21 protein-coding genes and 4 pseudogenes are annotated in these 22,639 nt (G+C 70.9%); 11 read left to right on the forward strand and 14 right to left on the reverse strand.

What is annotated here, in order from left to right; genetic code table 11:
* Positions 1-81 precede the first annotated feature (81 nt).
* Positions 82-1,216, reverse strand: a pseudogene (locus tag ABD335_RS11825) (IS630 family transposase).
* Positions 1,217-1,252: 36 nt separating this feature from the next.
* Complete coding sequence (locus ABD335_RS11830; protein WP_344322206.1) at positions 1,253-1,585, reverse strand: glyoxalase superfamily protein; 333 nt, start codon at positions 1,583-1,585, stop codon at positions 1,253-1,255.
* A 61-nt stretch (positions 1,586-1,646) separates the two neighbouring features.
* Between ABD335_RS11830 and ABD335_RS11835 the strand changes: the two are divergent.
* Positions 1,647-2,535: pseudogene (locus tag ABD335_RS11835) on the forward strand (helix-turn-helix transcriptional regulator).
* Positions 2,536-3,192: 657 nt separating this feature from the next.
* Here ABD335_RS11835 and ABD335_RS11840 read toward each other — a convergent pair.
* Complete coding sequence (locus ABD335_RS11840; RefSeq protein ID WP_344322208.1) at positions 3,193-3,492, reverse strand: Atu4866 domain-containing protein; 300 nt, start codon at positions 3,490-3,492, stop codon at positions 3,193-3,195.
* 468 nt (positions 3,493-3,960) lie between these two features.
* Between ABD335_RS11840 and ABD335_RS11845 the strand changes: the two genes are divergently transcribed.
* Both ABD335_RS11845 and ABD335_RS11850 read left to right on the forward strand, forming a co-directional pair.
* Entirely contained in the window at positions 3,961-4,812 is an 852-nt protein-coding gene (locus ABD335_RS11845) for an Atu4866 domain-containing protein (RefSeq protein ID WP_344322209.1), read from the forward strand.
* 135 nt (positions 4,813-4,947) lie between these two features.
* A complete protein-coding gene (locus ABD335_RS11850; RefSeq protein WP_344322210.1) occupies positions 4,948-6,339 on the forward strand; it encodes an amidohydrolase family protein in 1,392 nt (463 codons plus the stop codon).
* A 196-nt stretch (positions 6,340-6,535) separates the two neighbouring features.
* Here ABD335_RS11850 and ABD335_RS11855 read toward each other — a convergent pair whose 3' ends face one another.
* Positions 6,536-6,730: a hypothetical protein gene (locus ABD335_RS11855; protein ID WP_344322211.1), complete on the reverse strand. Its 195-nt coding sequence runs from the start codon at positions 6,728-6,730 to the stop codon at positions 6,536-6,538.
* Between the two features lie 80 nt (positions 6,731-6,810).
* A complete protein-coding gene (locus tag ABD335_RS11860) occupies positions 6,811-7,230 on the reverse strand; it encodes a DUF6193 family natural product biosynthesis protein (protein WP_344322212.1) in 420 nt (139 codons plus the stop codon).
* 73 nt (positions 7,231-7,303) lie between these two features.
* Here ABD335_RS11860 and ABD335_RS30755 point away from each other — a divergent pair, with 73 nt between their 5' ends.
* The 3 genes and pseudogenes from ABD335_RS30755 to ABD335_RS11870 form a co-directional block, all read left to right on the forward strand.
* Positions 7,304-7,819 (forward strand): transposase, encoded by a 516-nt coding sequence (locus tag ABD335_RS30755; RefSeq protein WP_425583610.1) that lies wholly within the window; start codon positions 7,304-7,306, stop codon positions 7,817-7,819.
* A gap of 17 nt (positions 7,820-7,836) precedes the next feature.
* Positions 7,837-8,229 (forward strand): hypothetical protein, encoded by a 393-nt coding sequence (locus tag ABD335_RS11865; RefSeq protein ID WP_344322213.1) that lies wholly within the window; start codon positions 7,837-7,839, stop codon positions 8,227-8,229.
* A 247-nt stretch (positions 8,230-8,476) separates the two neighbouring features.
* Positions 8,477-8,893, forward strand: a pseudogene (locus ABD335_RS11870) (response regulator transcription factor); the annotation flags it as partial.
* On the opposite strand, the gene ABD335_RS11875 reads toward ABD335_RS11870, so the two are convergent.
* From ABD335_RS11875 to ABD335_RS11900, 8 genes and pseudogenes are all read right to left on the reverse strand, one after another.
* Entirely contained in the window at positions 8,819-10,849 is a 2,031-nt protein-coding gene (locus ABD335_RS11875; RefSeq protein ID WP_344322214.1) for an ATP-binding cassette domain-containing protein, read from the reverse strand. The pseudogene ABD335_RS11870 and the gene ABD335_RS11875 overlap by 75 nt on opposite strands.
* Entirely contained in the window at positions 10,839-12,554 is a 1,716-nt protein-coding gene (locus ABD335_RS11880) for an ABC transporter ATP-binding protein (RefSeq protein WP_425583611.1), read from the reverse strand. The genes ABD335_RS11875 and ABD335_RS11880 overlap by 11 nt, the downstream gene beginning before the upstream one ends.
* 119 nt (positions 12,555-12,673) lie before the next feature.
* Positions 12,674-12,808 (reverse strand): SapB/AmfS family lanthipeptide, encoded by a 135-nt coding sequence (locus tag ABD335_RS30760; RefSeq protein ID WP_425583606.1) that lies wholly within the window; start codon positions 12,806-12,808, stop codon positions 12,674-12,676.
* On the reverse strand, positions 12,805-15,435 hold the full coding sequence (gene lanKC, locus ABD335_RS11885; RefSeq protein WP_344322216.1) for a class III lanthionine synthetase LanKC: 2,631 nt from the start codon (positions 15,433-15,435) through the stop codon (positions 12,805-12,807). Before lanKC ends, ABD335_RS30760 begins: the two co-directional genes overlap by 4 nt.
* A 113-nt stretch (positions 15,436-15,548) precedes the next feature.
* Positions 15,549-15,866, reverse strand: coding sequence for a DUF6192 family protein (locus ABD335_RS30765; protein WP_425583607.1), 318 nt, complete (start codon positions 15,864-15,866; stop codon positions 15,549-15,551).
* Positions 15,867-16,152: 286 nt separating this feature from the next.
* Positions 16,153-16,329, reverse strand: a pseudogene (locus ABD335_RS11890) (IS5 family transposase); the annotation flags it as partial.
* 142 nt (positions 16,330-16,471) lie between these two features.
* A complete protein-coding gene (locus ABD335_RS11895) occupies positions 16,472-16,678 on the reverse strand; it encodes a DUF3703 domain-containing protein (RefSeq protein WP_344322217.1) in 207 nt (68 codons plus the stop codon).
* On the reverse strand, positions 16,678-16,803 hold the full coding sequence (locus ABD335_RS11900) for a hypothetical protein (protein ID WP_344322218.1): 126 nt from the start codon (positions 16,801-16,803) through the stop codon (positions 16,678-16,680). The genes ABD335_RS11895 and ABD335_RS11900 overlap by 1 nt, the downstream gene beginning before the upstream one ends.
* A gap of 93 nt (positions 16,804-16,896) precedes the next feature.
* Here ABD335_RS11900 and ABD335_RS11905 point away from each other — a divergent pair, with 93 nt between their 5' ends.
* Genes ABD335_RS11905 through ABD335_RS11915 form a run of 3 tightly spaced genes read left to right on the forward strand, consistent with a single transcriptional unit; the run spans position 16,897 to position 18,580 of the window.
* Positions 16,897-17,235: an ArsR/SmtB family transcription factor gene (locus tag ABD335_RS11905; protein WP_344322219.1), complete on the forward strand. Its 339-nt coding sequence runs from the start codon at positions 16,897-16,899 to the stop codon at positions 17,233-17,235.
* On the forward strand, positions 17,232-17,969 hold the full coding sequence (locus tag ABD335_RS11910) for a cation diffusion facilitator family transporter (protein ID WP_344322220.1): 738 nt from the start codon (positions 17,232-17,234) through the stop codon (positions 17,967-17,969). The genes ABD335_RS11905 and ABD335_RS11910 overlap by 4 nt, the downstream gene beginning before the upstream one ends.
* A complete protein-coding gene (locus ABD335_RS11915; protein WP_344322221.1) occupies positions 17,966-18,580 on the forward strand; it encodes a methyltransferase family protein in 615 nt (204 codons plus the stop codon). The genes ABD335_RS11910 and ABD335_RS11915 overlap by 4 nt, the downstream gene beginning before the upstream one ends.
* A gap of 707 nt (positions 18,581-19,287) precedes the next feature.
* Here the strand turns inward: ABD335_RS11915 and ABD335_RS11920 are convergent.
* Complete coding sequence (locus ABD335_RS11920; RefSeq protein WP_344322222.1) at positions 19,288-19,878, reverse strand: TetR/AcrR family transcriptional regulator; 591 nt, start codon at positions 19,876-19,878, stop codon at positions 19,288-19,290.
* A gap of 248 nt (positions 19,879-20,126) precedes the next feature.
* Between ABD335_RS11920 and ABD335_RS11925 the strand changes: the two genes are divergently transcribed.
* Positions 20,127-21,770, forward strand: coding sequence for a hypothetical protein (locus tag ABD335_RS11925; protein ID WP_344322223.1), 1,644 nt, complete (start codon positions 20,127-20,129; stop codon positions 21,768-21,770).
* A gap of 437 nt (positions 21,771-22,207) precedes the next feature.
* Entirely contained in the window at positions 22,208-22,549 is a 342-nt protein-coding gene (locus ABD335_RS11930; RefSeq protein ID WP_344322225.1) for a peptidase inhibitor family I36 protein, read from the forward strand.
* Positions 22,550-22,639 lie beyond the last annotated feature (90 nt).

The raw sequence follows: 22,639 nt of genomic DNA on the forward strand, positions 1-22,639 counted from the left end.
AAGGTGCCTTTCTGAGTCGGCCCCGTGGCTGTCGTCCATCTCGGTCAGCCGCGGTCGACCGCCTTGGTGGCCAGTGCCGCATCAGGCAATGTTTGCCCTGTTCACGATGTCCCGGAGGCGTTCGTCAGCGGCGTGCTTGTTCCGCCAGATGATGTAGTGGCGGATCATGCTGCCACGGGCCTTGTGGCCGGCGTGGTCGGTGCCGTCGAGAGCGAGGTGGCGCAGGGCGGTGAACTGAGCCTCGATCCGGTTGAGCCAGGAGCTGTTGGTCGGGGTGTGGGGGATCTCCGCGTTGTTCGCCTCCGCCCACCTCCCGACTCGCTGGCAGCGCTTCGTGGTCAGGTGCAGGGGGGTAGTTGTCGCAGACGATCGCGATCCGCACGTCGGTCGGGTGCAGTGAGCGCAGGTAGCGGCAAAACTCCAGGAGTTTCGAGCGGTTCTTGGTCTTCTTGATGTGCCCGTAGAGCTGGTCCTTGGCCAGGTCGTAGGCGGCAAACAGGTGGCGGATCCCGTGCGGGCGCGTGTAGGTCGCCCGGCGGCGGGGCCTCGGCTCGCGGTCGGGATTCTTGAGGCGGCCACCGACCTCGGCCCACTGCCGGCCAGGGTGCGGCCGGAGGTTGAGCGGCCCGAACTCATTCCTGCAGAAGACCACCTTCGGCTCGCCTTCCTCGGGCATGACCTCACCGTCGGCGATCGCGTGGAGACGCTCGACGCGGGCCTTCTTGGCCGCATAGTCCGGGGCGCGGGAGGTCTTCCAGGTCTTCAGGCGTCGGAACGACACGCCCTCCTCGCGGAGCAGGATGCGCAGGTTCTCGTGGCTGATGTCGTCGACCACCCCCTTGGCGACCGGGAAGCCGGCCGGCTTGGCCAGGCTCCAGGTCGAGAACGGCAGGCCGTGCTCGGCCGGCCTGGACTTGGCGATCTTCTTGATCTTCCGGCGCTCGGGCAGGGTGAAGGTCTTTGGCCGGCCGCCCTGGTACTTGGGATACAGCGAGGCGAAGCCGTCGGCGTTGAAGTTGTGGAGCACATCCCGGCCCCGGTCGTTGCTGGTGAACGTCACCTCGGCGATCTTCGCCACCGGCATGCCCTGCGCGGACGGCAGCACCATCTGGGCCCGCCGCCAGGACACCATCGAACCAGTGCCTCTGCGGACGGTCCGCAGCAGGCGCTGCCCCTCGGCATCATCGATCTCGTGGACGCGTACTCGCTCAGCCACCAGCACGGTTTCCCCGCCACGCGCTGCCGGCGAGGGTCATTCCGTCGGCGTGCCGATCCGCAGCCGGTTGCCGTCAGGGTCGCGCAGCTCGATCTCGCGCGCCCACGGAGCGTCCCTCGCCTGTACACCGAACTCGGAGGCGATGGCCTCGACGTCCCGAACGCGGAGGTAAACCAGCGTGTCGGGACGGGCGTCTCCCTTGTGCTCCGACAAGAACAACCGCACCCCGCCCCGGGCGACCTCGACGAACGCGGGAAGTCCCGGTTCGAAGCGGTGTTCCCACTGCTTGGCGAAGCCCAGTCGCTCGTACCAGGCGACCGCCGCCGCAGAGTCCTCGACGCGAAGAATGGGAATGACCTCCTCGTCCACGGCGCCATCGTCGCAGACCGCCCGGGGCAAACGTTGCCTGGTGCGGCACTAGGTTGGGGTCATGAGCGACAGCACTCCTTTGGGGGATTTCCTCAGAGCACGGCGCGAAGCCCTCAAACCGCAGGACGTGGGCCTGCCGGAGCACGGGCGCAGGGGGGTGCCGGGGCTGCGTCGTGAGGAGGTCGCCATGCTCGCGGGCGTGAGCTCCGACTACTACATGCGCCTGGAACAGGGCCGGGAGACCAGTCCGTCGTCCCAGGTGATCGACGCGATCGCCGCCGCCCTCCACCTCGACGACGAGGCACACGACCACCTGCGCAGACTCACCCGGGCGCCCCACGAGCGCCGCGGTGTTCCGGCCGGCCACGACAGGATCGGTCCCCAGCTCCTGCGGCTGATCGACAGCTGGCCGGACACCCCCGCCTTCATCCTGGGGCCGGCCCTGGACGTCCTGGCGCACAACGCGCTCGCCGCGGCCCTGCACAGCGGGTTCCAGCGGTTCGACAACCTGGCCCGCATGGTCTTCCTGGACCCGGTCGGGCGTACCTTCTACCAGGACTGGGACAAAGGCTGCGCACTCGTGCGTGGCCGAACTGCGCGCGGCCTATGGGCACGACCCCGCCTCCCCGCGGATCACCGAGGTCGTCGACACGCTCTGCGCGAGGAGTCCCGAATTCGCCGGACTGTGGGCACGACACGAGGTCAAGGGCAAGACCCGGCAGGCGAAGCACCTGGTGCACCCGCAGGTGGGCGCTCTGGACATCCAGTTCTCGGCCTTCACCGTCGGCGGTGCCCCGCATCAGCAGTTGGTCGTCTACCAGGCCGAGCCGGAGAGTGCCACCGCGGCTGCCTTCGCCGAACTTCGGTCCAGTGCCGGCCGAGGGGAATCCGCGCAGGTGGCGCGGGAAGAGTCCCGCCTGGCTCTCAGCGATACCCGACTTCCCGCGTGACTCGCCCGCGGAAGGGGCCCGCGAGCACAGAGGGGCATCGCCCCGCTGCCGGCGCGGACCGATGACACCGCCCCCGCCCGGAGTGGCGGGGACGGCTAACGGATCGGGCCTGACCGGCGATCGAACGCACGACGATTCCGCTGACGTCCGTGTCGGCGGGGTGAGCGATGGCAAGGTGATCGGCGCCGCGCCGGTCGCGGCCGCGTCGTGCCCTTGCCGCGCGGCTCGGCGGTGCGCGGACCGCGGAGGTCGGGGACGGCCTGGCCGAGGGGTCCTGACGGCAGTCGGCGTCGCTGCGCCGCGGCTCCGCCTCCGTGTTCTCCCGCCTCTGCCCACGGGCGCCCTTGCGGCGGCTCGATCCCGGGGAAGGGTCCGCCGGCAGGCCGACGGACCCTTCCCGTTCGTTCGGAGCAGGACTCCTCATTTGTGGGCAGGTCGGCGGCGCGGGCACAGGGCACGTCGCATCGAGCCCTGGCCATGCCACGACCGAGCCGTGTCCCACGGCCCGAAGCGGTTGCCGTCCCACGGCCGGCGCCGCGAACGCGCGCCCGCCGCTTGAGCGTTCCCGGCAGGCATACCGCCCCTGCGCCGTCGGCCGCCCGCTCCGGGCGCCGGCACCCGGCACGAACGGCCCCGGCGGGGAGTCCGCGTGACCTGTCAGCCGCGCGACGGGATGCCTCCCTGCCGGATGCGTTCGTCGCCCTCGCGGTAGAGCACCAGATGCTCGTGGAAGAGGACACCGTCGCGGATGTCGCCGGTGGCGGTGAAGCCGGTGTCGTCGACGTGGTCGATGTGGTCACCGGTGACGGTGTATCGGCCGGTGTAGGCGCTCTGACGCTTTCCGCGGGCCTCGTCGTAGCGGCCGTTCGGCAGTGGTTCCTGGCGGATGAAGCCGTCCGCGGTCACCCACATGCCGATGTAGGGGTGTGGGTCGCGGGGCGTGCCGTTGCCGGTCATGGCTTCACTCTCGGGCCCGCGACGAGAGGCGACCAGGCCGTCGTCCCCCAGGAGCGGGCTTCCCGGGGGTCGCGCACCCACGATGGCGAGCGGAACACGGCGTGGCGAGGCGAGGGTGCCGGGACAGGCGAACCTCCCGGAGGCGGTGAACCGGGAACGCGCGGGGCCGTGACCACGTCCCCCCGCTGGTGGCTGTGACACACCACCGCCGGATGCCGGCCTGCTCCGCCCCGTCGTTCCCCGCACCGACAGCCCGTCCGGGGCCGTCCTGCGGCCCGGCACGAGCAGTGGGGCCGACCATGGGTGCCGCGCACCCGGGAACACGGCGGCCTGGTTCCGATTCCGCAGCGCGACGAACCTGGTGGTCATGCCGCCGCGGTGACCGCCGAGCATTTGCCCCCTGCCCGCATGGGCGCTCGCTTCGTTCGTCGGGCCGACCGATGAGCCGAACCCACCTTGAGGAACACCATGACCACCACTGACACCGGCGCCGTGAACCGGAACCCGGAGGCCCTCGACGAGATCGTCTGGAACGACGGTGGCCGTCCGGTCCTGTTCACCAACGCCCGGATCGTGACGATGGACCCGCTGATCGGGACCATGACCGGTGCCGACATCCTGTTCGTCGGTTCCCTGATCGTGGGCGTCGGTCCCGCCATCGTCACCGCGGCACAGGACGACAACGCCATTGTCGTCGACTGCACGGGTATGACCGTCGTTCCCGCCGTCGTGGACACCGTCGCGCTGGTCGGCGGACGCGGCCGACGCTCGGAGTACGTCGCGACACTGGCCCCGGGCAACAGCGCCGACTTCCTGGTGGTGCCCGACGAGCCGGCCGTCGATGTGCCGAGCGCGGTGGCCACCCTCATGTCCCGCCCGGAGCAGGTCCGCGCGCTGGTCGCAGCCGGTCGGCCCGTCCGGTGGGCGGGTGCCGACGTCCCCGGTCGGCCCACCGTTCCAGAGACGGGCATCCCCGCCGCACCGGACCTGACCGGCAGCCCACGGGTCGGCGTCTGGATCGATCGGGAGGACTTCCTGCACCAGGAACTCACTGCCGACGGCCGTTACGACGAGACACGGGGCGGTCGCCCCCACGCCTACCAGGGCCGGTTCTGGATCGACGGCGACCGCATCGACTACCTGGACGACCTCGGCTTCTGGGCCTACGGGGAGTTCAAGGGCGACGAGCTGCACCACGCGGGCTACGTCATGAAGCTGAGCCGACCTGTCGGCCCGCGGATGCCGTGCGGCGGATCCGGCGACCCGGCCCGTGCGGCCCACGTACGGCCGGCTCCGGGACCGCGCCCGCACCTGTCCTGATCCCGGGTGCGCGACACCCGGGGAGACGGCGCCCTGGCCGCCGTGGCCGGGCCGACCAAGACCGAGAACCGAGCAGCGCCGGCGCCCCCCGGCAGCTCACCGCTCCCTCCCCGACGTACGGAGAGCAGATCCTTCATGAACGCCGACGACACCACCAGCGCGGCCGTCCTCGCACGGATCCGACGCCGCCCCGCAGACGAACGGAGCATCCTGTTCAGCGGCGCGACCATCGTCACCATGGACCCCGACCTCGGTGTCCTGTACAACGCCGACCTGCTTGTCGAGGGCGACACCATCACCGCCGTCGGTCCCGACCTCGACGCCGGCGACGCCGTGGTCGTCGATGCCACCGGCACCGTCCTCGGCCCCGGCTTCGTCGACACCCACCGGCACGCCTGGGAGGCCCAGCTGCGCCGGATCATGCCGGACGTCGACGACCTCGGTGCCTACGTCATGACCACCCTGGCCGGATACGCCACGGTCTACCGGCCCGAGGACATGTACGTCGGCACCAAGCTGGCCGCCCTCACCGCGATCGACAGCGGCATCACGACCATGCTCGACTTCTCCCACAACTCCCGCACCCCCGAACACTCCGACGCCGCCGTCGAGGCCCTCCTCGACACCGGCATCCGCGGCGTGCACGCCTCCATGGGCCCGCACTTCGGCGACTGGGACAAGCAGTGGCCCGGTGACCTGACCCGCCTCAAGGAGCGGTACTTCAGCAGCGACGACCAGCTGCTGACCCTGCGGCTGGCGACGCTCGCCACCGACGAGATCGCCGGCCCGGCGCTCGCCTACGGTCCCGAACTCGCCCGCTTCGCGAAGGATTTGGGCATCGGAGTGAGCGTGGACGCGGTCTTCGGTACGGCCTCCTCCGAGGCGATCCTGCGCTGGGCCGAGGACGGCATCCTCAACCCCGACGTCACCCTCATCCACGCCACCGGGCTGACCCCCGCGGCATGGAAGGCGATGGGGGAGACCGGCACCACCGTGGCGCTCGCCCCCACCTCCGACGCCCAGATCGGTCTGGAGACCGCGATCCCCGCCGTCGACGAGGCCCTGTCCGCCGGCATCCGCCCCGGACTGAGCATCGACGTCGAAGTCGCCTTGGTCAGCGACATGTTCACGCAGATGCGTACCCTGCACGCCATCCAGCGGATGCGGGCCGTCAACGCCGCCTACGGCACCGACGGGCAGCCCGCCCGCATCACCACCCACGACGTCCTGGACTTCGCCACCCTCCAGGGCGCCCGCACCAACGGCCTGGCCGCCGTCACCGGCTCGCTCACCCCGGGCAAGAAGGCCGACCTGCTGGTCGTCCAGGCCGAGGACCTCAACAACATGCCGCTCAACGACCCCATCGGCACCGTCGTGCTGGGCTCCGACGCCCGCAATATCAGCGCTGTCCTCGGCAACGGTGAGGTACGCAAGTGGAACGGCCACGTCCTTGACGTCGACCTGCCCGCCCTGCGCCGCGAGGTCCACGCCTCGCGCGAGTACGTGCTGAACACCCCGGTTGCCTGAGCGTCCCCCTTCGTCACCCCCGGCCCGCCCCCGGCCGTGTCCCACCCCACCCCACCACACCCCGGGCACACAACCAGGAGCAGCACACCCGACCAACCGCCGGGCCGGGTTCCGGCCGCCCCGACCACCGTCCTGCCGACCGCGCTCGGCATCCTGACGGTTGACCGGATACACACCGTTCCGGCGCTGCTGCACCTCACGGCCACCGCCTCGGCGCCACACCCGGGGAGGCCGCCCGGACGGCGACCGCGTTCACCGTCTGCCGGGCCCACCAGCGCGCCGCCGGTGCGTCGAAGAAGGAGACCTGCCAAAGGAGCCGCTCGGCGGCATCGCCGCCGAGCCGGCCGACCACGGCCTCGGTGACTCTGTCCGCGAGACCGGGTTCTGGCACGGCTTCCGTGCTCGATGACGCTTCGTGGCCTGTGTTCGTCGGCGGAGCGACCCTCCTGCGGTAGGCACGGCATGATGCGATCATGAGAGATCAACCTGTACTCGTTTTCGATGGGACTGCGGCTTCTGCTCTACGTCAGTGCCGACGAAGGCCGGGCCACAGCCCGGTGGCAGTCTGTCGATGACCATCGCCAGGGCAGTCTTCACGCTGTCGGTTTCGGCGATTCGAGGACTGCTGCGGTGCGGTCCCTCGACGTGGTAACGGCCGTCTCTCAGGGTGCCGGTGTAGGGGATGTCCCAGGTGGGTCGGAGTTCCGTGCACCTGCTGAAGTGCAGTTCCCACATACCCGTCCATGGGTGGAGCCGACGCAGCAATGGCTCGGCATGCGCCGCCCGCACCACCGCGGTGAAGGGTTCAAGCAGGGGGCTGCCCTCTGGCCGGGTGGGCATGCCGACGGTGGCGAGTATCTTGTGCCAGGCGGCTTCGACGATGTCGGTCATACCGTGATTGTGTGCGGCACAGAGGCGGGAATTCCTCAATATAAAAGATCACCTGCTGGTGGATCAGGGTGGGGTGGTACGTCGTCGTGAACTCACCGATCAGGAGTGGGAGTTGCTCGCTCCGCTGATACCGCGGGCCGCGACGGGCCGGCCGCGGGTGGAGGACCGGCAGGTCGTCAACGGGATGGTCTACAAGCTTCGGACCGGGATCTCCCGGCGTGACCCGCCCGAACGCCACGGCCCGTGGCAGACGGTCCACACCCGCTTCCGCCGCTACGCGCTCGACGGCGTGTTCACCCGGGCCCTGCGGCAGGTCCAGGCCCAGGCCGGCGTCACGACAGCACCTGCGCCCGCATCCTGCTCGAACGAATCCGCGTTCCCCGCGGCGGCCTCGGCCGGCCACGCTGCCGACCCGACCAGGTCATCGCGGACACGGCCTCCGGCTTCCGCGGTTTCCGCGCCCACCTGCGCAGGCGCGGCATCGCCCACACCATCCCGGAGAAGCGGGACCAGAAGCGCCACCGCCGCAACCGGGGCCGCGACGGTGGCCGTCCGCCGGCTTGCTACCCCTTGCTCGCCTTCGCCCTGACCGTAGCGGCTGCGTGGATGCTGAACACCTTGTTCTCTTGGTGGGGCGAACTCGTCTGCGACTTCGCGGCCGTCCGCGTCTGTGGCCGGACCGCAGTGGCCGACATGTGGCGCGAGGACCTGGACCGCGAACGCGCCCGCTCTTTCCGGCCCCGGGTCTGGGTGACGGCCCGCAACCTGCGTGGCACCCCGAGAATCTCGTACGTTCTGCTCGCGCCGCAGACCCGCCATGGCCGGAAACCAATGGCGTCTTCGGCAGGACTGCTCGGTCCCTTGTTCCTCACATCACCCGCAGGCCATGCTCAAACCACACTGGCCAGCGACCACCTCGTCAACGATCCGTACGCCCCTTCATTCGAGTGGGTGACCCTCGGCCTTACCGCGTCCTGGCCGTTGTGCAGCGACGGGTAACCACCCATCAGGCTGGGCAGCACATGGGGCGAGGGAATGGCTCAGCGGAATCACTGAAGGACGGGGCGTGATCCGGGTACTTCTGGTGCACGATGAACGTCTGCTGCGGTCGGCTCTCGCGGACCGGCTGGCCCGAGAATTCGACCTGGAGGTTTTCCACACACGGTGGCGCACGGCGTCGGCTCGAGCGCGCTCCTTGAGCCCAGACGTGTGCGTAGCGGATCTGAACTGCTCTGGTCCGTACAACATGCCTCCTCTTGGAGAGCTTCAGCGAGTAGGGCCGCCTCCAGGACCCGGGAGTGGGCAAGGAAGCGGGAACGGGACCGGCCCGACAGAGGGCCACCGGCCTCCGTCCGGTCCCGGTCTTTGCCGATTGCTGGTGCTCGCCACCGCGAACAAGCCGGGCCCGCTGCGGCACGCGGTCCAGGCGCACGCCTTCGGCTACTTCAACAAGGACGGCACAGTGGAGCAGCTGCTGACCGCCATCCGGCTGGTCGCCGGCGGTGAGCGGTTCGCCGACGACTCGCTCGGCTTCGCCTTCCTCAAGGCCGCGCGAATGCCGCTGACTCAACGCGAGCTGGATGTGCTGTCACTGGCCGTAGAAGGTGCCTCGATCACGGAGATCGCCGACAGCCTCCACCTGTCCACCGGGACCGTGCGTAACTACATGGCGGCCATCACCCGTAAGACCGGCGCCCGTAACCGGGTCGACGCTGTACGCATCTCTTTGGAGGAGGGCTGGCTGTGAGCGGTCGGCCCAGCTCCCCACCAGGTCGCGGTAGAGCGTGGAACGCGCAAGCAGGTCCTCATGGGTACCGCAGTCGGTGTGCGTGCCGTCCATGACCAGGATGCGGGTGGCGCGGCGAGCCGAGCTGATGCGGTGCGCGACGACGATCAGACAACCGCCGGGGCGGGCCATGAAAGCGTGCTCTGCGCGGGCCTCGGCCGCGGGATCGAGATGGCAGGTGGCCTCGTCGAGCAGCACGAGGGGCGCCGGCGCGAGATGCGCTCGGACCAGTGCGAGCAGCTGCCGTTCCCCGGCGGACAGTGCCCGTGGGTCCAACCGCCCTTCCGGCCCGCCCAGGCGGCCGACGAGCCCATCCGCCCCCACGGCGGCGCACGAGGCCAGGAGGGCGGCGTCGGGGGGTGGCTCGGGACACAGGTACGTGATGTTCTCGCGCACGGTTCCCGAGAACACGTACGCCTCCTGTGGCACCAGCACCCGCAGGGCCGCCAGGTCCCCCGGCCCCAGCCCGCGCACGTCCCGGCCGCACAGCCGCACCTCGCCCCGGTCCGGTGCCAGCACTCCTGCGATCAGCGCGGCCAGGGTGGACTTCCCGATCCCGCTGGGCCCGGCCACGGCCAGATGTCCGCCCGGGGGAAGGACGAGGTCCACACCGCGCAGTACGGGTTCGGCGTGGGGACCGTAGGCGAACGTGAGGTTGTGCAGAGACACCGCGGGCGGGCTCACCGCGGCACCGGGCGGCTGCCGTTTGGGCGGAACGTTGGACTCAGGGCGCTGAGAGTCGGCCCGCCCGGTTTCCGGTACGGCGGTAAAGGCGTCCTTCTGCGTGTGCGCTTGCCGGACCGGCCCCGATCCGGCGGTGATTCGCGTGTCGTCGACCCGGCGAGTGTGTCGGAAGGCCGGGTGCCGTGCCTCCTGCGCGGACGTGGGCCGCGGGGTGGTCCCGCATGTGTCCTCGGGCGCCAGGCGGCGCAGGACGACCGCGAGACGGGCTGACGTGGTGCCGAGGGACAGGATGAGGTTCTCCAGGGCGGGAAGCAGGGCCTGGGTGAGGTAGGCGAGGGCCGCGACGAGGGCGCCCGGTGTGACGCCCCGGCCGAGCAGCCAGGGAGCGGTACCCAGCAGGAGAACGACGGGCAGGTGACCCGCGACACCGACGGCCAGATCGCGCAGCGTGCCCCAGCGGGCCAGCGCGCGGGCCGCTCGCAGTTCCCCGTCGATCCCGGCGCCGGCGTCCGCCGCCACCCACGGCTGAGCACCGGACGCCGCGATGTCCCGTAGCCCCGCCACCACGGCGTCCAGGTCCGCCGCGATGGCCTCGTCGGCGACGAGGAACGCCTCTTGGCGCCGGGTCAACGGCCGCAGTGTTGCCACGAACAGCATGAGACCGGCGGCCAGTGGGGGGAGGACGATCAGCAGCAGGACGGGTGCCAGCGCCAGCAGGCCGGCCAGCGCCGCACCCGCCGAGAGCACGAAGGTGCGGGACACCAGCAGCAGGTTCGCGAAGGTGTCGCGGGCGATCTCCGTCTGATGCGTCAGCCGGGACACCGCCGCCCCGTCCGCGTCCCGCAGCGCGCGGTGCACCACCCGGCGTATGAGGTCGTCGCGCATCGGCTCGGCGATCGCGGCCAGCGCCACATGCACCCGGTCCGTCCCCACCCCTGCGAGCACCACCGAGAGTCCGGCCGCTGCCAGCCACCCCATGCCGGCCCCGGGCTCGCCACGCAGGAACCCGTCGTCGAGCGCGCGGGCGAGCGCGTACCCGAGGAAGAAGGTCTGCGCCATCTCCGGCACCGACCAGGCCAGCAGCCGTACGACGGCTCGAGGTGTGCTGCGCAGATGGGGCAGAACGGCCCGGCCTGTCTCAGGCAGCATCCACGGCCTCCCCCGCGAAGACCGCCCGGTAGGGCGCGAGACGCCACAGTCGCGCGTGCGGTGCCACCGCGCGGACTGCACCGTCCTCCAGCCACACGACCAGGTCCGCGCGTGCCGCAGTGGAAGCACGGTGGGCGACGATCAAGCAGGTGCGGGTGCCGGTGCCGTACAGGAGCGCGCGGGACACCTTCAGTTCGGTCACGGCGTCGAGGCTGGACGTGGCGTCGTCGAGTACGAGCAGTCGCCCGGCGTGGGCGAAGGCCCGTGCCAGGCCGAGGCGTTGGGCCTCCCCGCCGGACAGCGGCGCGTCCGCGCACGCGGTGTCGTAGCCGTTGGGCAGCCGGCGCACGAATCCGTCCGCACAGGCGGCGCGGGCCGCCTCGACGATGGCCGCCTCCCCAGGGTCGTACGCGCCGAACGCGATCGTGCCGCCGATCGTGCCGCCCAGCAGCGCGGGTCGCTCGAACGCGTACCCCGTCTCCCGGCGCAGCGCCTCGCGGCTGAGCGAGGCGAGCGGGACGCCGTCGAGGAGCACCGTGCCCGTGTCGGGGTCGACGAGCCGCCCCGCGAGTGCGGCCAGGGTCGACTTGCCGCTGCCGGAGCGCCCGACGACGGCGACCGCGGTACCGCCCGGCAGTCGCAGATCGATCCCGCTCAGTACCTCCCGGTCCGCGCGGCGCGAAGTGACACCGAGGAATTCCAGTGCGCCGTTCCCCGGCGGAAGCTGCGCGATCGGTCCATACGCCGTGACGGGCCCGTCGAGCACTTCGCCGAGCCGCGTCGCCGCGCTTCGGCCGCGCACCAGGGCGCTCACGTGGCCGACGAGTGCTCCGGTGCCGGTGGCCAGGACGGCATAGCGCCACGCGGTCAGCAGGCCGCCGACACTCAACTCCCCAGCCGTGACCCGCAGTCCGGCGACAGCCAGTACGGCGATCTGCACCAGCGGCAGGAGTACGGCGTTCTGGGCATTGGAACGGCCGAGGATCCGCCAGAGCCGGTGCCCCTGTCGGGACATCTCGGCCAGCGGCGCCAGGACGCGGGCCGCATCCCGCTCATACGTGCCGGCGGCGGCGATGGTACGGATTCCGCGCAGGGCCTCGGTCAAACGCCCCGCGATCTCGCCCTGGGCCCGGAGATAGCGGGTGCCGCTGTCGCCGAAGGCATGGGCGAACACTTTGAGGAACAGGGCCAGTACGGGCATTCCGGCGAGCACGACGAGGGCCGTCCAGACGTCGATGAGCGCCAGTGCCACAAGCCCGCCGAGCGGAGTGACGGCGGCGGCCAGCAAGGCGGCGAGCGCTACCGGCACGGTCCCGGCCTGGGCAGCGTTCCCGACGAGCCGCGCCACGAGGTCGCCGTGCGCGAACCGTTCACCCGCACGCGGCCCGGAGTCGAGAAGGTGTCCGAGGACCCTTCTCCGTATCCGGGCCGTGGCCCGCGCGCCGCCCACGGCGGTCACCACACCGTCGAGCGCGCCCAGCGCCACAGTGGCCGCGGTGAGGCCGGCACACAGAGCCAGCCACACACCAGCCTGTGTGTGCCGTCCTGTCACCAGCAGATCAAGAGTCCGCCCGAACACGGCGGGCAGCGCGAGCTCGGTGGCGGCCAGCAGGACGCTGACCACCAGCACGGCAGTCGCGGGTGCCGCGCTGTGCCGCACGGTCTCCCGCAGGAACCGGCCTGCCACGGGGGGCGATTGAGACATCGGGTCCTCCTGGGCTCGACTGGCATCGGCCGGCTGGCCCGGCATCCCATCGGCCCCGGTCGGCGCGGGGCGCTGTCCGGGGCCGGCGGAGATTCGCCCTCAAGAGAGGAGTGGTCAGCTCAGCACAGGAGAAGGCTCAACGCGCTGTTGCCGGCGCATTGCTTGCTGGCGGCGCTGTGGTAACCCTCCGCGCCCTCCTCTTCAGAGGGGACTTCGAGTGTCTGGAGATCGAGGAGTGTCATGCCGATCGTCATCCTTTCCGTAGGGACGGGGATTGCTGTGTCACGACCCTGGTCGGGCCGGTCCGTGTGCCGCCTGGTGCCCCGGCGGGCAGCGGCGGCAGGAAGGGGAGCGAGGCCGGGTGCTCGGCGCGTGCCGCGCCGAGGGCGAGCAGACAGCCGGCGGTGCCGGTGGCGAGGTCCATGGAGATCCTCATCATCTGGTCGCCGGGGAAGGCGAGTTCGCCCTCGTACGGCACGGCGTACCAGCCGAGCGCGGCGATGTGCGCGTCCACGTCGGCGCGCGGCGCCCCCGCGCGGGCGAGGTGCAGGATCATTCCGGCACGCCCCTCGAACAGGCCGGGCTCGGCGTAGTACCGCGACCGGGCCGCCGGCAGGATGTTCCTCCTGGCCCGCGTGAACTCCTCCTCGTCCGGTCGGTGGACGAGGTAGTCGTCGAGGACCATGCCGATGCCGACGCTGCCCGTCGCCAGGTACGGCATGGTGCGGAAACCCTCGTCCACGGCGAGGGCGCCGGTACGGTCTTGTACACAGCGGGCCAGGTCGGCGCGGAGGGCGGACGCCGCGTGGTCGAGGAGCGCGGAGTCGCCGGTGGACTCGTACAGCCGCAGGAAGAACAGCGCGGATCCTGTCGCGCCCCGCAGCAGGCCCGCGCGCTTGCCTGCCGCGTGGTTCCTCTCCATGAGGATGCGGGCTGCCGTCAAGGCATGGTCGTACAGTCCCGCCTCGCCCGTCGTACGGGCGAGGTGGTCGAGGGCGAGTCCGAGGCCCGCGAGTCCGCCGTGCAGGTCGGAGCCGAGCGTCTGCCATTTCTCGTCGAGGACATGGCCCATGAGGTCGAGGGCACGGTCGGTGTGTCCGAGCCGGTCGAGGAGGTACGCCACTCCGGTGAGCCCGTCGTAGAAGCCGAGCGACGTCCCGTCGGGCGGCGGGTCGGTGTGGTCCAGGAGCCATTCCTCACCCTTCTCCCAGCGTCCATGGCCCGTCTCGTCGAGGGCGTAGAGGATCCCGGCGGCGCCGTACGCCATGCCGAGGCCGCCGCCGTCCGTGAACTGGGCGATGTCGCCGGGGAAGAGCCGGTCGTCCCGCTCGGGTGTCGCGGAGCGGAGGATCGCTCGCACCATGGAGGCGGGGCCTTGCCGCCGGTCCGCGGGATCGACGGGGAGATAGTGCACCGCACGGGGTTTCCGGTCGCCCGAGATGACCCGCACCGCCTCGTCGAGGAACGATCGCGGCAGGTCCGGGAACTGCCCGGCCGCGATATCGGCGAGATGGACGGCCTTGGCCCGGTCGACGGCGAACAGGGTCGTCATCGGCAACAGCAGCGCGATCCGCAGGCAGGCCAGAGCGTAGTGGTCGACCTCGTAGCCCTTGTAGTCGACCGGTGCGGCGAAACCGGGATGGGCCAGAGTCTGGCCGCGGTGCTCCTCGACGGGCATGGCGGCCTCGAAGTCCAGCAGCCGTACGGTCCGTTCGTCCGGGGCAAGCATGATGTTGAAGGGGTGCAGATCGCCCACGACCAGCCCGCGGCCGTGCACGGCGGCGACGGCGGTTTCGGTGGCACGGTGCACATCGAGCACCCAGTGGGTGTACTCGGTGAGGGCGTGCGGATCGGGCTCCGGCCAAAGCAGGGGGTGACGGCGTGCGATGAAGGAGTGCAAGGGGCGGCCGTCGAGGAAGTCCATGACGAGGAAGCGGTGGTCGCCGAGCGTGAACCAGTCCCGCACCTCGGGCGCGACGCCCAGTCCCCCGAGCCGCTCAAGGGCGGCCTTCTCCCGTTCCAGACGGGCCACGGCGTCCGCCCCGTCCCCGGCGAGTCCCGCGTACGGCCGGGCCTCTTTCAGAACAACCTTCGCGCCGGTGCGTGTATCGGTGGCCTCGTAGACCCCGCCGCCGTTGGAGAAGTGCAGGGCCCGTTCGACGCGGTACGGCAGAGCGCTGGTGGAGGTGGCGTTGCGCGCGTCGAGGTGCGGGCGCAGGAATTCCGGGAGCGCCACCCACTCGGGGGGCCGGAAGGCAGGGCCCCGGCGGTCGGGGACGAGCCGGCCGTCCGGGTTCTCGATGGCGGGGACGATGTCGCCCTTGTCGTCGAGGCAGTTACGTGTGGCAAAAGCGCCGTAGCGCACGTACAGGGGCCCCTTGTTCCAGCGCAGATCGCTGAGGATGTACGGCCCCGGCTCCCCGTCCAGCAGTTTCCCCAACTCCTCCAGTATCCGGCGCAGTTCGGCCTCGTCGGCCGGATAGAGGGTGGCGAATTTTCCGCTGGAGCCGCGGCCTGCGTACTTGGAGTTACGCAGGTACAGCAGCTGAGCGCTGGGCACGAACTTGAAAGGAATGCCGCGCGGTATGCAGTAGTCCCACACCACGGCGGCGACCCTGCCGGCGTTGTCGAGACAGGCCGAGACATGAATCTTCCAGCCCTGGGCCGGGCGCCGTCCCTGACCCAGACCGCCCTGCTCGTCGACCGGCGCTATGTGGAGCCAGTCCCCGGAGACTGACGATCTCCACCCTTCGGGGACCGGCCGCCGCGCCGCCTCGAAGGGGCCGGTGATGTCCTTGCCGCCGCTGGACTTGGGCAGACGGTCCGGCGTCTCGTAAAAGACACGGTCGGCGAGACAGTACACCTCGTACCGTTTGTTCATCTGCCCCTCCTCGTCGAAAGGCGTGGAATCGAGAGTCCCACGCCGCCGGAGGGATGGACCGTGCGGATATCATGAATTTCAGTGTGCAGAACCCACAAGTCAACCTTTGTTCCTCAGTGTTCGACCGGCAGGCGGCTCTCTCCTCCGGGAGGAAGACGGGCGCCCGCGCCGGGACGTCGAGCCTGTCCGGCCGGTAGTGGGGAGCGCGCGGGCGGGTGGTCAGGCTGTTCGGTTCGGCCTCCTCGGCCTGCCGCCGCCGGTCCGACAGGGCTGTGTCGAACAGATGCCGGGCGGTCCTGGTCGCCGGCCACGTGAAAGGCGACATGCGGCCGGCGCAGGACGTCGGTGGCCACCTGCGCGGCGACGTGGTCGTTGACCGGCAAGTCGTGGATCGACTCGACCTTCTCCTGCGGAGTCTGCGGGCTCTCCACCCGCCAGGCCCGCCAGGCGCTTCGCGGTGTCCTGCGTCCAGGGCGGCCGACCGCCGCCCGGCGGGGTCGGTGGCTTCTGGAGGACCTCGAAACAGTGGGGTCGGCTCACCGCCGGGTGCGGGGCGGATCACGAGGCGCGGCGGAAGACGGTGGCGGGGCCGATGACGCGGGGGCGCACTTGTCCCGGTTGCAGTCGACGGCCCGCTTCGGCGATCAGCCGGGATTCTCGGGCAACTGTCGAGGCTGAAAGAGTGTTTTGTCCCTGCCGGGGTGTTTGGGTCGAGGTTCAGGTGTCGCGCCAGTTGGGGGTGGATTCACGGGCGAGTCGTCTGTTCGCGAGGTCGATCATCGCGAGGTGGATCATGGCTTCGAAGCGGTGCGGAAGGGTCTCGTCGTCGCGGGCCAGGTGGCGATGGTGCATGAGCCGGCCCAGGGTGCGCTCGATGACCCAGCGCCGGGGCGAGCGCCTGCCGGACTGGCTCGATGCCGTCCGGCGCGATGACCTGCTCAGCCTCCACGCCCTCGCCGCCGGCATCGATCGCGACCCGCCGCTGCCGGCTCGCGGCGAACAGACCACGGCCGGCGGGCTCGCCGCCATTTCCGGCTCACGTCTCCAGCGGCGCTCCGGCCGACGTCGGCAGCGCGGCGAGATCGGCGGGGACGGGCATGGGCGTGGTGAGTCCGGCCCGGGTGCGGCCGGTGTTGCCGGTGGGGTACTTCCCGGCCGCCGAACCCGGCGTGGCCACCGCCGGGCGCACGATCTGCCCGCACAGCTCCGCCGCATTACGCTCTCGCGGCGCCAGGCGTGGCATCACCGCATGGGGGCGGGGGGCGGCCACGGCCAGGGCTGGGACAGGAGGTGGGCGCGCTCGGCGGCGCGCCAACGGGCGGCTATCAGGTCGGGGCGGCGGGCGGTGGCCGTCTCGGCGGCGAACACGTTGCGCAGGGCTCGGGCAGAGCGTGCGGGACACCGGACCTCCTCAACAGTTCAGGATTCCCTGGATTCAGCTATCCGTGTATCTTTCTGTTCATGCTGAGCCTCGCCACCGACCTCGACGCCCTGACCCGGTTCGGCCGGGCGCTGGCCGATCCGATCCGCTGCCGCATCCTGCTCGCCCTGCGCCAGGCCCCGGCCCATCCCTCCGATCTGGCCGACGCGCTCGGGATCTCCCGCACCCGGCTGTCGAACCACCTGGCGTGCCTGCGCGACTGCGGCCTGGTGGTCGCCGCGCCCGACGGGCGCCGGGTCCGCTACGAACTGGCCGACGAGCGGCTCGGTCACGCGCTGGACGACCTGCGCACCGCCGTGGTGGCCGTGGAGACCGACCGCACCTGCATCGACGCCGAGACCAAGGAGTGCTGCCGGTGACCGCGATATCCCTCGGCCCGTCCCCGGCCCGCCGCGACGTCCTCGCCCGCCGGATACGGTTGCTGGTCGCCGCGACCATCGCCTACAACGTCGTCGAGGCGATCGTCGCGATCACCGCCGGCACGCTGGCCTCCTCCGCCGCGCTGATCGGCTTCGGTCTGGACTCCGTCGTCGAGGTCTCCTCCGCCGCCGCGGTCGCCTGGCAGTTCTCCGCCACCGACCACGCCGCCCGCGAAGCCCGCGAGCAGACCACGCTGCGGATCATCGCCGTCTCGTTCTTCGCGCTCGCCGCCTACGTCGCCGTCGACGCGTTCCGGGCGCTGACCGGCACCGGCGAGGCCGAGCCCTCCCTCCCCGGCATCGTGCTCGCCGCCCTCTCCCTGGCGATCATGCCGTTCCTCTCCTACGCCCAGCGCCGGGCCGGCCGCGAACTCGGCTCCGCCTCGGCGGTGGCGGACTCCAAGCAGACCTTGCTGTGCACCTACCTCTCGGCCGTCCTGCTGGTGGGTCTGGTCCTCAACGCCGCCCTCGGCTGGTCCTGGGCCGACCCGATCGCCGCCCTCGTCATCGCCGGTATCGCGGTCAGGGAGGGCCGCGAGGCCTGGCGGGGCGAGGGCTGCTGCGCACCCTCCGCCGCCGCGGCGGTCCCCTCCACTGCCGCGGCCGAGACGGACGCCTGCGGCTGCCGCCCCGGCTGCGCCTGCTGCACCCCGGACGCGGAGACGGGCCGGTGACCGGCTGGGCCTGGGCGGCGCTCGCCCTCTACCTCGGCTGGGCGGCGGCCGCCTTCGGTGTCCGCGCCGCCCTGCAGCACCGCCGCACCGGCGACGCGGGCTTCCGCGGCATCTCCGGCCGCCCCGGCACGGCCCCCTGGTGGGCGGGGGTGTTGTTCGTCGCCGCCCTGCTCGGCGGCGCCGCCGCTCCGGCGGCCGCGCTCGCCGGACTCCCCGCCCTTCCCGGCACCGGCGAGGCGGCCCTGCGCTGGGCCGGGCTGGTGCTCACCGCGGCCGGGATGGCTCTCACCCTGGTCGCCCAGAGCACCATGGGCGCTTCCTGGCGGGTGGGCGTGGACGCCGGGGAGCGCACCACGCTGGTCACCGCCGGGCTCTTCGCCCAGGTCCGCAACCCGGTCTTCACCGGGATGGTCGTCGCCGCGGTCGGGCTCGTGCTGATGGTGCCCAACCCCGTTGCGCTGCCGGCCTTGGCGGCGCTGGTGGCCGCGGTGCAGCTGCAGGTCCGCGTCGTGGAGGAGCCCTATCTGGCGGCCGTCCACGGCTCCGCGTACACCGCCTACACGGCCCGGGCCGGGCGCTTCCTACCCGGCATCGGCAGGAGAGCGGCCTGAGCGGGACCGGAGGAACGAGCCGGACGATGTCGGTCAACGCCTGCAACTGCCGTCCCGGGCGTGGCTGCTGCACCTACCGACAGCCCCGGTGCTGTGTCACAACTCGGGTTCTGGCCCAATTTCTGTGGCGAGAAGAGCCGCCCCTCCTTGGTCCCTGTAGCGCCTGCCCGACCTGCGGGGCAGTGGGCGCGCTGTCACCCGGAACTCGCCGTGACGCTCGGGATCACGGAAGTTGAGCCAGAGCCACAACTCGTGGACATTCCTGGCTGGGCTGGTCGCCGACTGGCGTGGAAACCCATGACCAAGTGCTGTCGTTACACGGGTTCTGGCTCGCCTTCTGTGGCGCGGAGAAGGAATGCCTTCTCCTGATGCCTGCTTCGCCTGTCCGACCTGCGGGACATGGGGTGGGGCGTCGCCCGGGCCCCGGCGTCACCGCCGACGTTACGGAAGTTGAGCCAGAACCGCCACACGTGAACGGAGCCAGGCCACTGCATCCGCTCACGCCGCAGTGCCTTCATGTCCGGGGCCCTGGCTCACCTTCTGTGGTGTGAAGAGGGGGCGGCACCGTTTGGGTTCCGGGCCACGCGGCCGACTTGCGAGGCTCCGGACGGGCCGCCGCCGGTGAGCCGCCGTGATGGGCGACCTGACAGAGGTCGTGTCGGAACCATATGAAGTGAACGAAGCCGGGCGGCGCGTTTCGTCGCCGGTCAGGGGGCGACCGAGCGCCAGATGTGTTCTTGCAGTGCCGGTGTCGTCTCGTCCAGGTCGATGTCCCCGACGGACAGCCAGCGGCGGGCGGCGCCGACCACGGGGCCCAGGACCAGGGACTCGATCACGGGGGTGGGGAGGGCGGCGAGTTCGCCGGCCTCGCGGCGGGCGTCGATCCAGGCGGCGATGGGGGACAGGCGTGCCTCCTGCGAGTCGCGGATCGCCTTGGCATGTGCCATGCCCTCGTGATCCGCCCGGGCGGAGTGCAGGAGCCGGGCTGCTGCGGGGTGGGCCCGGACGAAGTCGAGGTAGGTGCGGACGATCGCGTGGATGCCGGTGCGGGCGTCGTCCGCCCGTTCCAGGGCGGCGGCGAGTTCGCCCAGCAGCCGGCCGAGCCAGCGCATCGCCAGGGCGGTGGTCACACCGTGGAGGCTGCCGAAGTGGTGGTAGATGCTGCCCGCGCTGACGCCGCCGGCCTGGGTGATCGCACCGAGGGTGAGGCCGGCTTCGCCCGACTGGGCGTAGAGCTCCAGGGCGGCATCGAGCACCCGAGCGACGGTCTCCTCCCCGCGTTGCTGCTTCGGGCTCATCGATGTGGACGTCCTCGGTTTCGGTGCGGCGGGCTCTTCGGTCGTCGCCGCGGACAGCATAGGGCACCGGTTCCGGTTCTGGAATTTTTTCTGGAATTTCTTCTAGAGTTACGCTCCGCGCTCCAGACTGGACTCCATGCCCGCGCAGGGCGAGCGCAGCCACAGGCCACGGTGATCGCCCACGCCGGACCAGAGCACGGCCGGGCAGCGGCGCGACCGGAGAACACCGATCGGACGAGGGGGACGGCATGACCGAACAGACCGCCGACGGAAACCGGTTACCAGAGGAACCACAGGCCACGCCGGTACGTCGGCCGACGCTGGACCGGCTCCGGAGCCTGACCGGACGTCAACGCATCCTGGTGCTGGGTGGTTTCGGGCTGCTGGTCCTGGCGCTGGTCGCCGGGGTACTCGCGGTGACCGGCAACCGGGGACCCGACCAGGCCGGCGCGACGGGTAAGCAGGATCTGCGGCCGTTTCGCCAGGCCGTCGACGACCTCGCCGGCGCACAGGGCCTGCGCTATCAGGACACCTCGGCCTTCGGTGTCACCGAGAACGAGATCACCGTCACCGCCGGCGGCAGCCAGTTCGGCACCACCTCCTCCGGGCGGAACGACAGCGGCCAGGACGTGCTGCGCATCGGCGGCAGGACGTTCATGCGGTGGCAGGTCGACCCCGCCCCCAGGAAGGAGGTGGCGGCGGGCGAGAAGGCGCCACCCAGCCAGTGGATCGTGGGGCTGGACGACGGCTCCACGCTCATGGACGAGGCACTGGCCCGCACCGTCGCCCCGTCGAAGCTGGCGGCCGTGCTGGTCAAGGCCCTGGACGACCTGGAGAAGAACCCGCAGCCGGCGAACGAGTCGAAGGCGTCGAGCACCTCTGGGCAGCAGCCGCCGAGCGTGAACGGAACGCCCGCGCTCGGCATCGACACCTCGGCCGGTCGCCTGCTGGTGACGAAGGCCAAGCCGCACCGGGTGCTGAGGCTGGAGGCCTACGACGTCCTCGAAGACCTCTCCGACGTGAGGGACCGGCTTGAGAACGGGGAGGTGCCGGCAGCTCCCCGCAGGGTGACCACCGGGCCGCTGGCGTCCGGCGACGGCGAGGGAATGGACCTAACCCCGATCGTCACCGACGCCGCCGTCGACAAGATGTTCGACACCCTGGTGGAGTACGCGGAACAGCTCAAGGACGCGACCGACAGAGGCATCACCTTCACCCTGGACGGCGCGGGCGAGATGGACTGCGGCTCCTCGGGCTGCACCGCCGCCCAGAGGTTCACCGGCGAGGTCAGCTCCATCGCCTGGAAGGAACGCGTCACCCAGGGCGAGGTCATCGCCGTGCTGAGCGCGACCTTCTCCATCGAGGGCAAGCCCGCCGGCCAGTGCACCAGCCCACAGCGCACCTTCCCGGTCCGGGGCAACCGCGTCTCGGGCACCCTGGAGTGCTCCAACCCGGGAGCCGGACCGCTCTACTCCTCGGTCGCGGCCCGCATCAAGGCCCAGGCCGAGGCCCAGGCCCAGGCGTGTGGCTGCAGGGTCCGCCTCACCTACCCACTCCGCGCCAACACCTGGATCGACGCCCGCGCCCTGGCCAAGGTCGAGGTGCAGAAACTCATCGACCGCGCGAAGCGGGAACGGGGCACCGCCGACTGCCTCACGTCCTCGCCTCCGCGGGGCTCCACCAGAACCTCGCCCACCGTCTCACGGGCGATCACGAACCGCTCCCACAGCGCCTCGGCCTCCCGCAGCTCGGCCTGGAGGATCTCCACCCGATGCCGAGCGGCGCGTTCACGCTCCTCCAGCAACCCCATCACCGACGGCATCCGGGCACCTCCACCGAAGAGACAACACGCCGCCCCGTCCCTCCCGCCGAAACGCCACCCCTGCACCTGACCAGCGGAAATAAACCCGTCACTCTCGGAAAGACGCTTCTGAAGCCGAATGCGCTCCCGCGCGGCCCTCCCGGCGTCGGTCAACCCACCGCCCTGCGCGTACCTCACCCGCACAGACCTTCCGTACCAGACCCTCGACTGTCAGGCCGATGACCCGACATCACTCAATCAAGTCCAGTGGCCGCCTGGTACGGCGTCACCTCGGTCTGTGGACGCGCCGTACGGCGCGACACCGCTGAGGGTGCCTGTCACGAGGGGGCGTCCAGCACCGTCACAGCCGCGTGACTTTGCCGAGCAGTAGTGAAGTCACTCGTCGGTGGGTTTGGAAGGCGCCTGGGGTCGCCAGATGGGTGATGTCGCCGAGTTTGGGAGTCAATTGATGCTTTTGTCGAGTTAGCATCGGTCGCTTAAGGGTAACTCTGAGTGAATGGATTCCTGATGTCTGTGACCGTGTACTCCGATGTCGACTTCAAGGGGAAGAGCGCCACGCTTGGTGCGGGGCGCCACAAGTTGGACCCGTCCATGAACGACTGCATCTCTTCCGTTCGCGTGCCTGCGGGGTGGAAGGTGACGCTCTACGAGCACGTGGACTTCGACGGCCGGCGGGTCACTCTGGAAGCGGACACCGCGAAGCTGGAAGGCGCCCTTCACGACCAGGCGTCCTCGCTCGTCATCACCGAGCCGGGGCAGCAGTACTCGGAGAGCACCTACACGAACTACTTCGGTCCGGACAACGGAGACGACTGGTTCTACTTCGAGGACTCGACGACGAGCTCCTGACCTGGCCGTCCGCAAGGCAGAGCTGGAACACCTCATCCGCTGTCCCTGGAGTTGAATAAAGCCACAGCCGCGGTTCCATCACCCCGGCCA

The organism is Streptomyces macrosporus, from assembly GCF_039533145.1.
Lineage (GTDB): Bacteria > Actinomycetota > Actinomycetes > Streptomycetales > Streptomycetaceae > Streptomyces > Streptomyces macrosporus.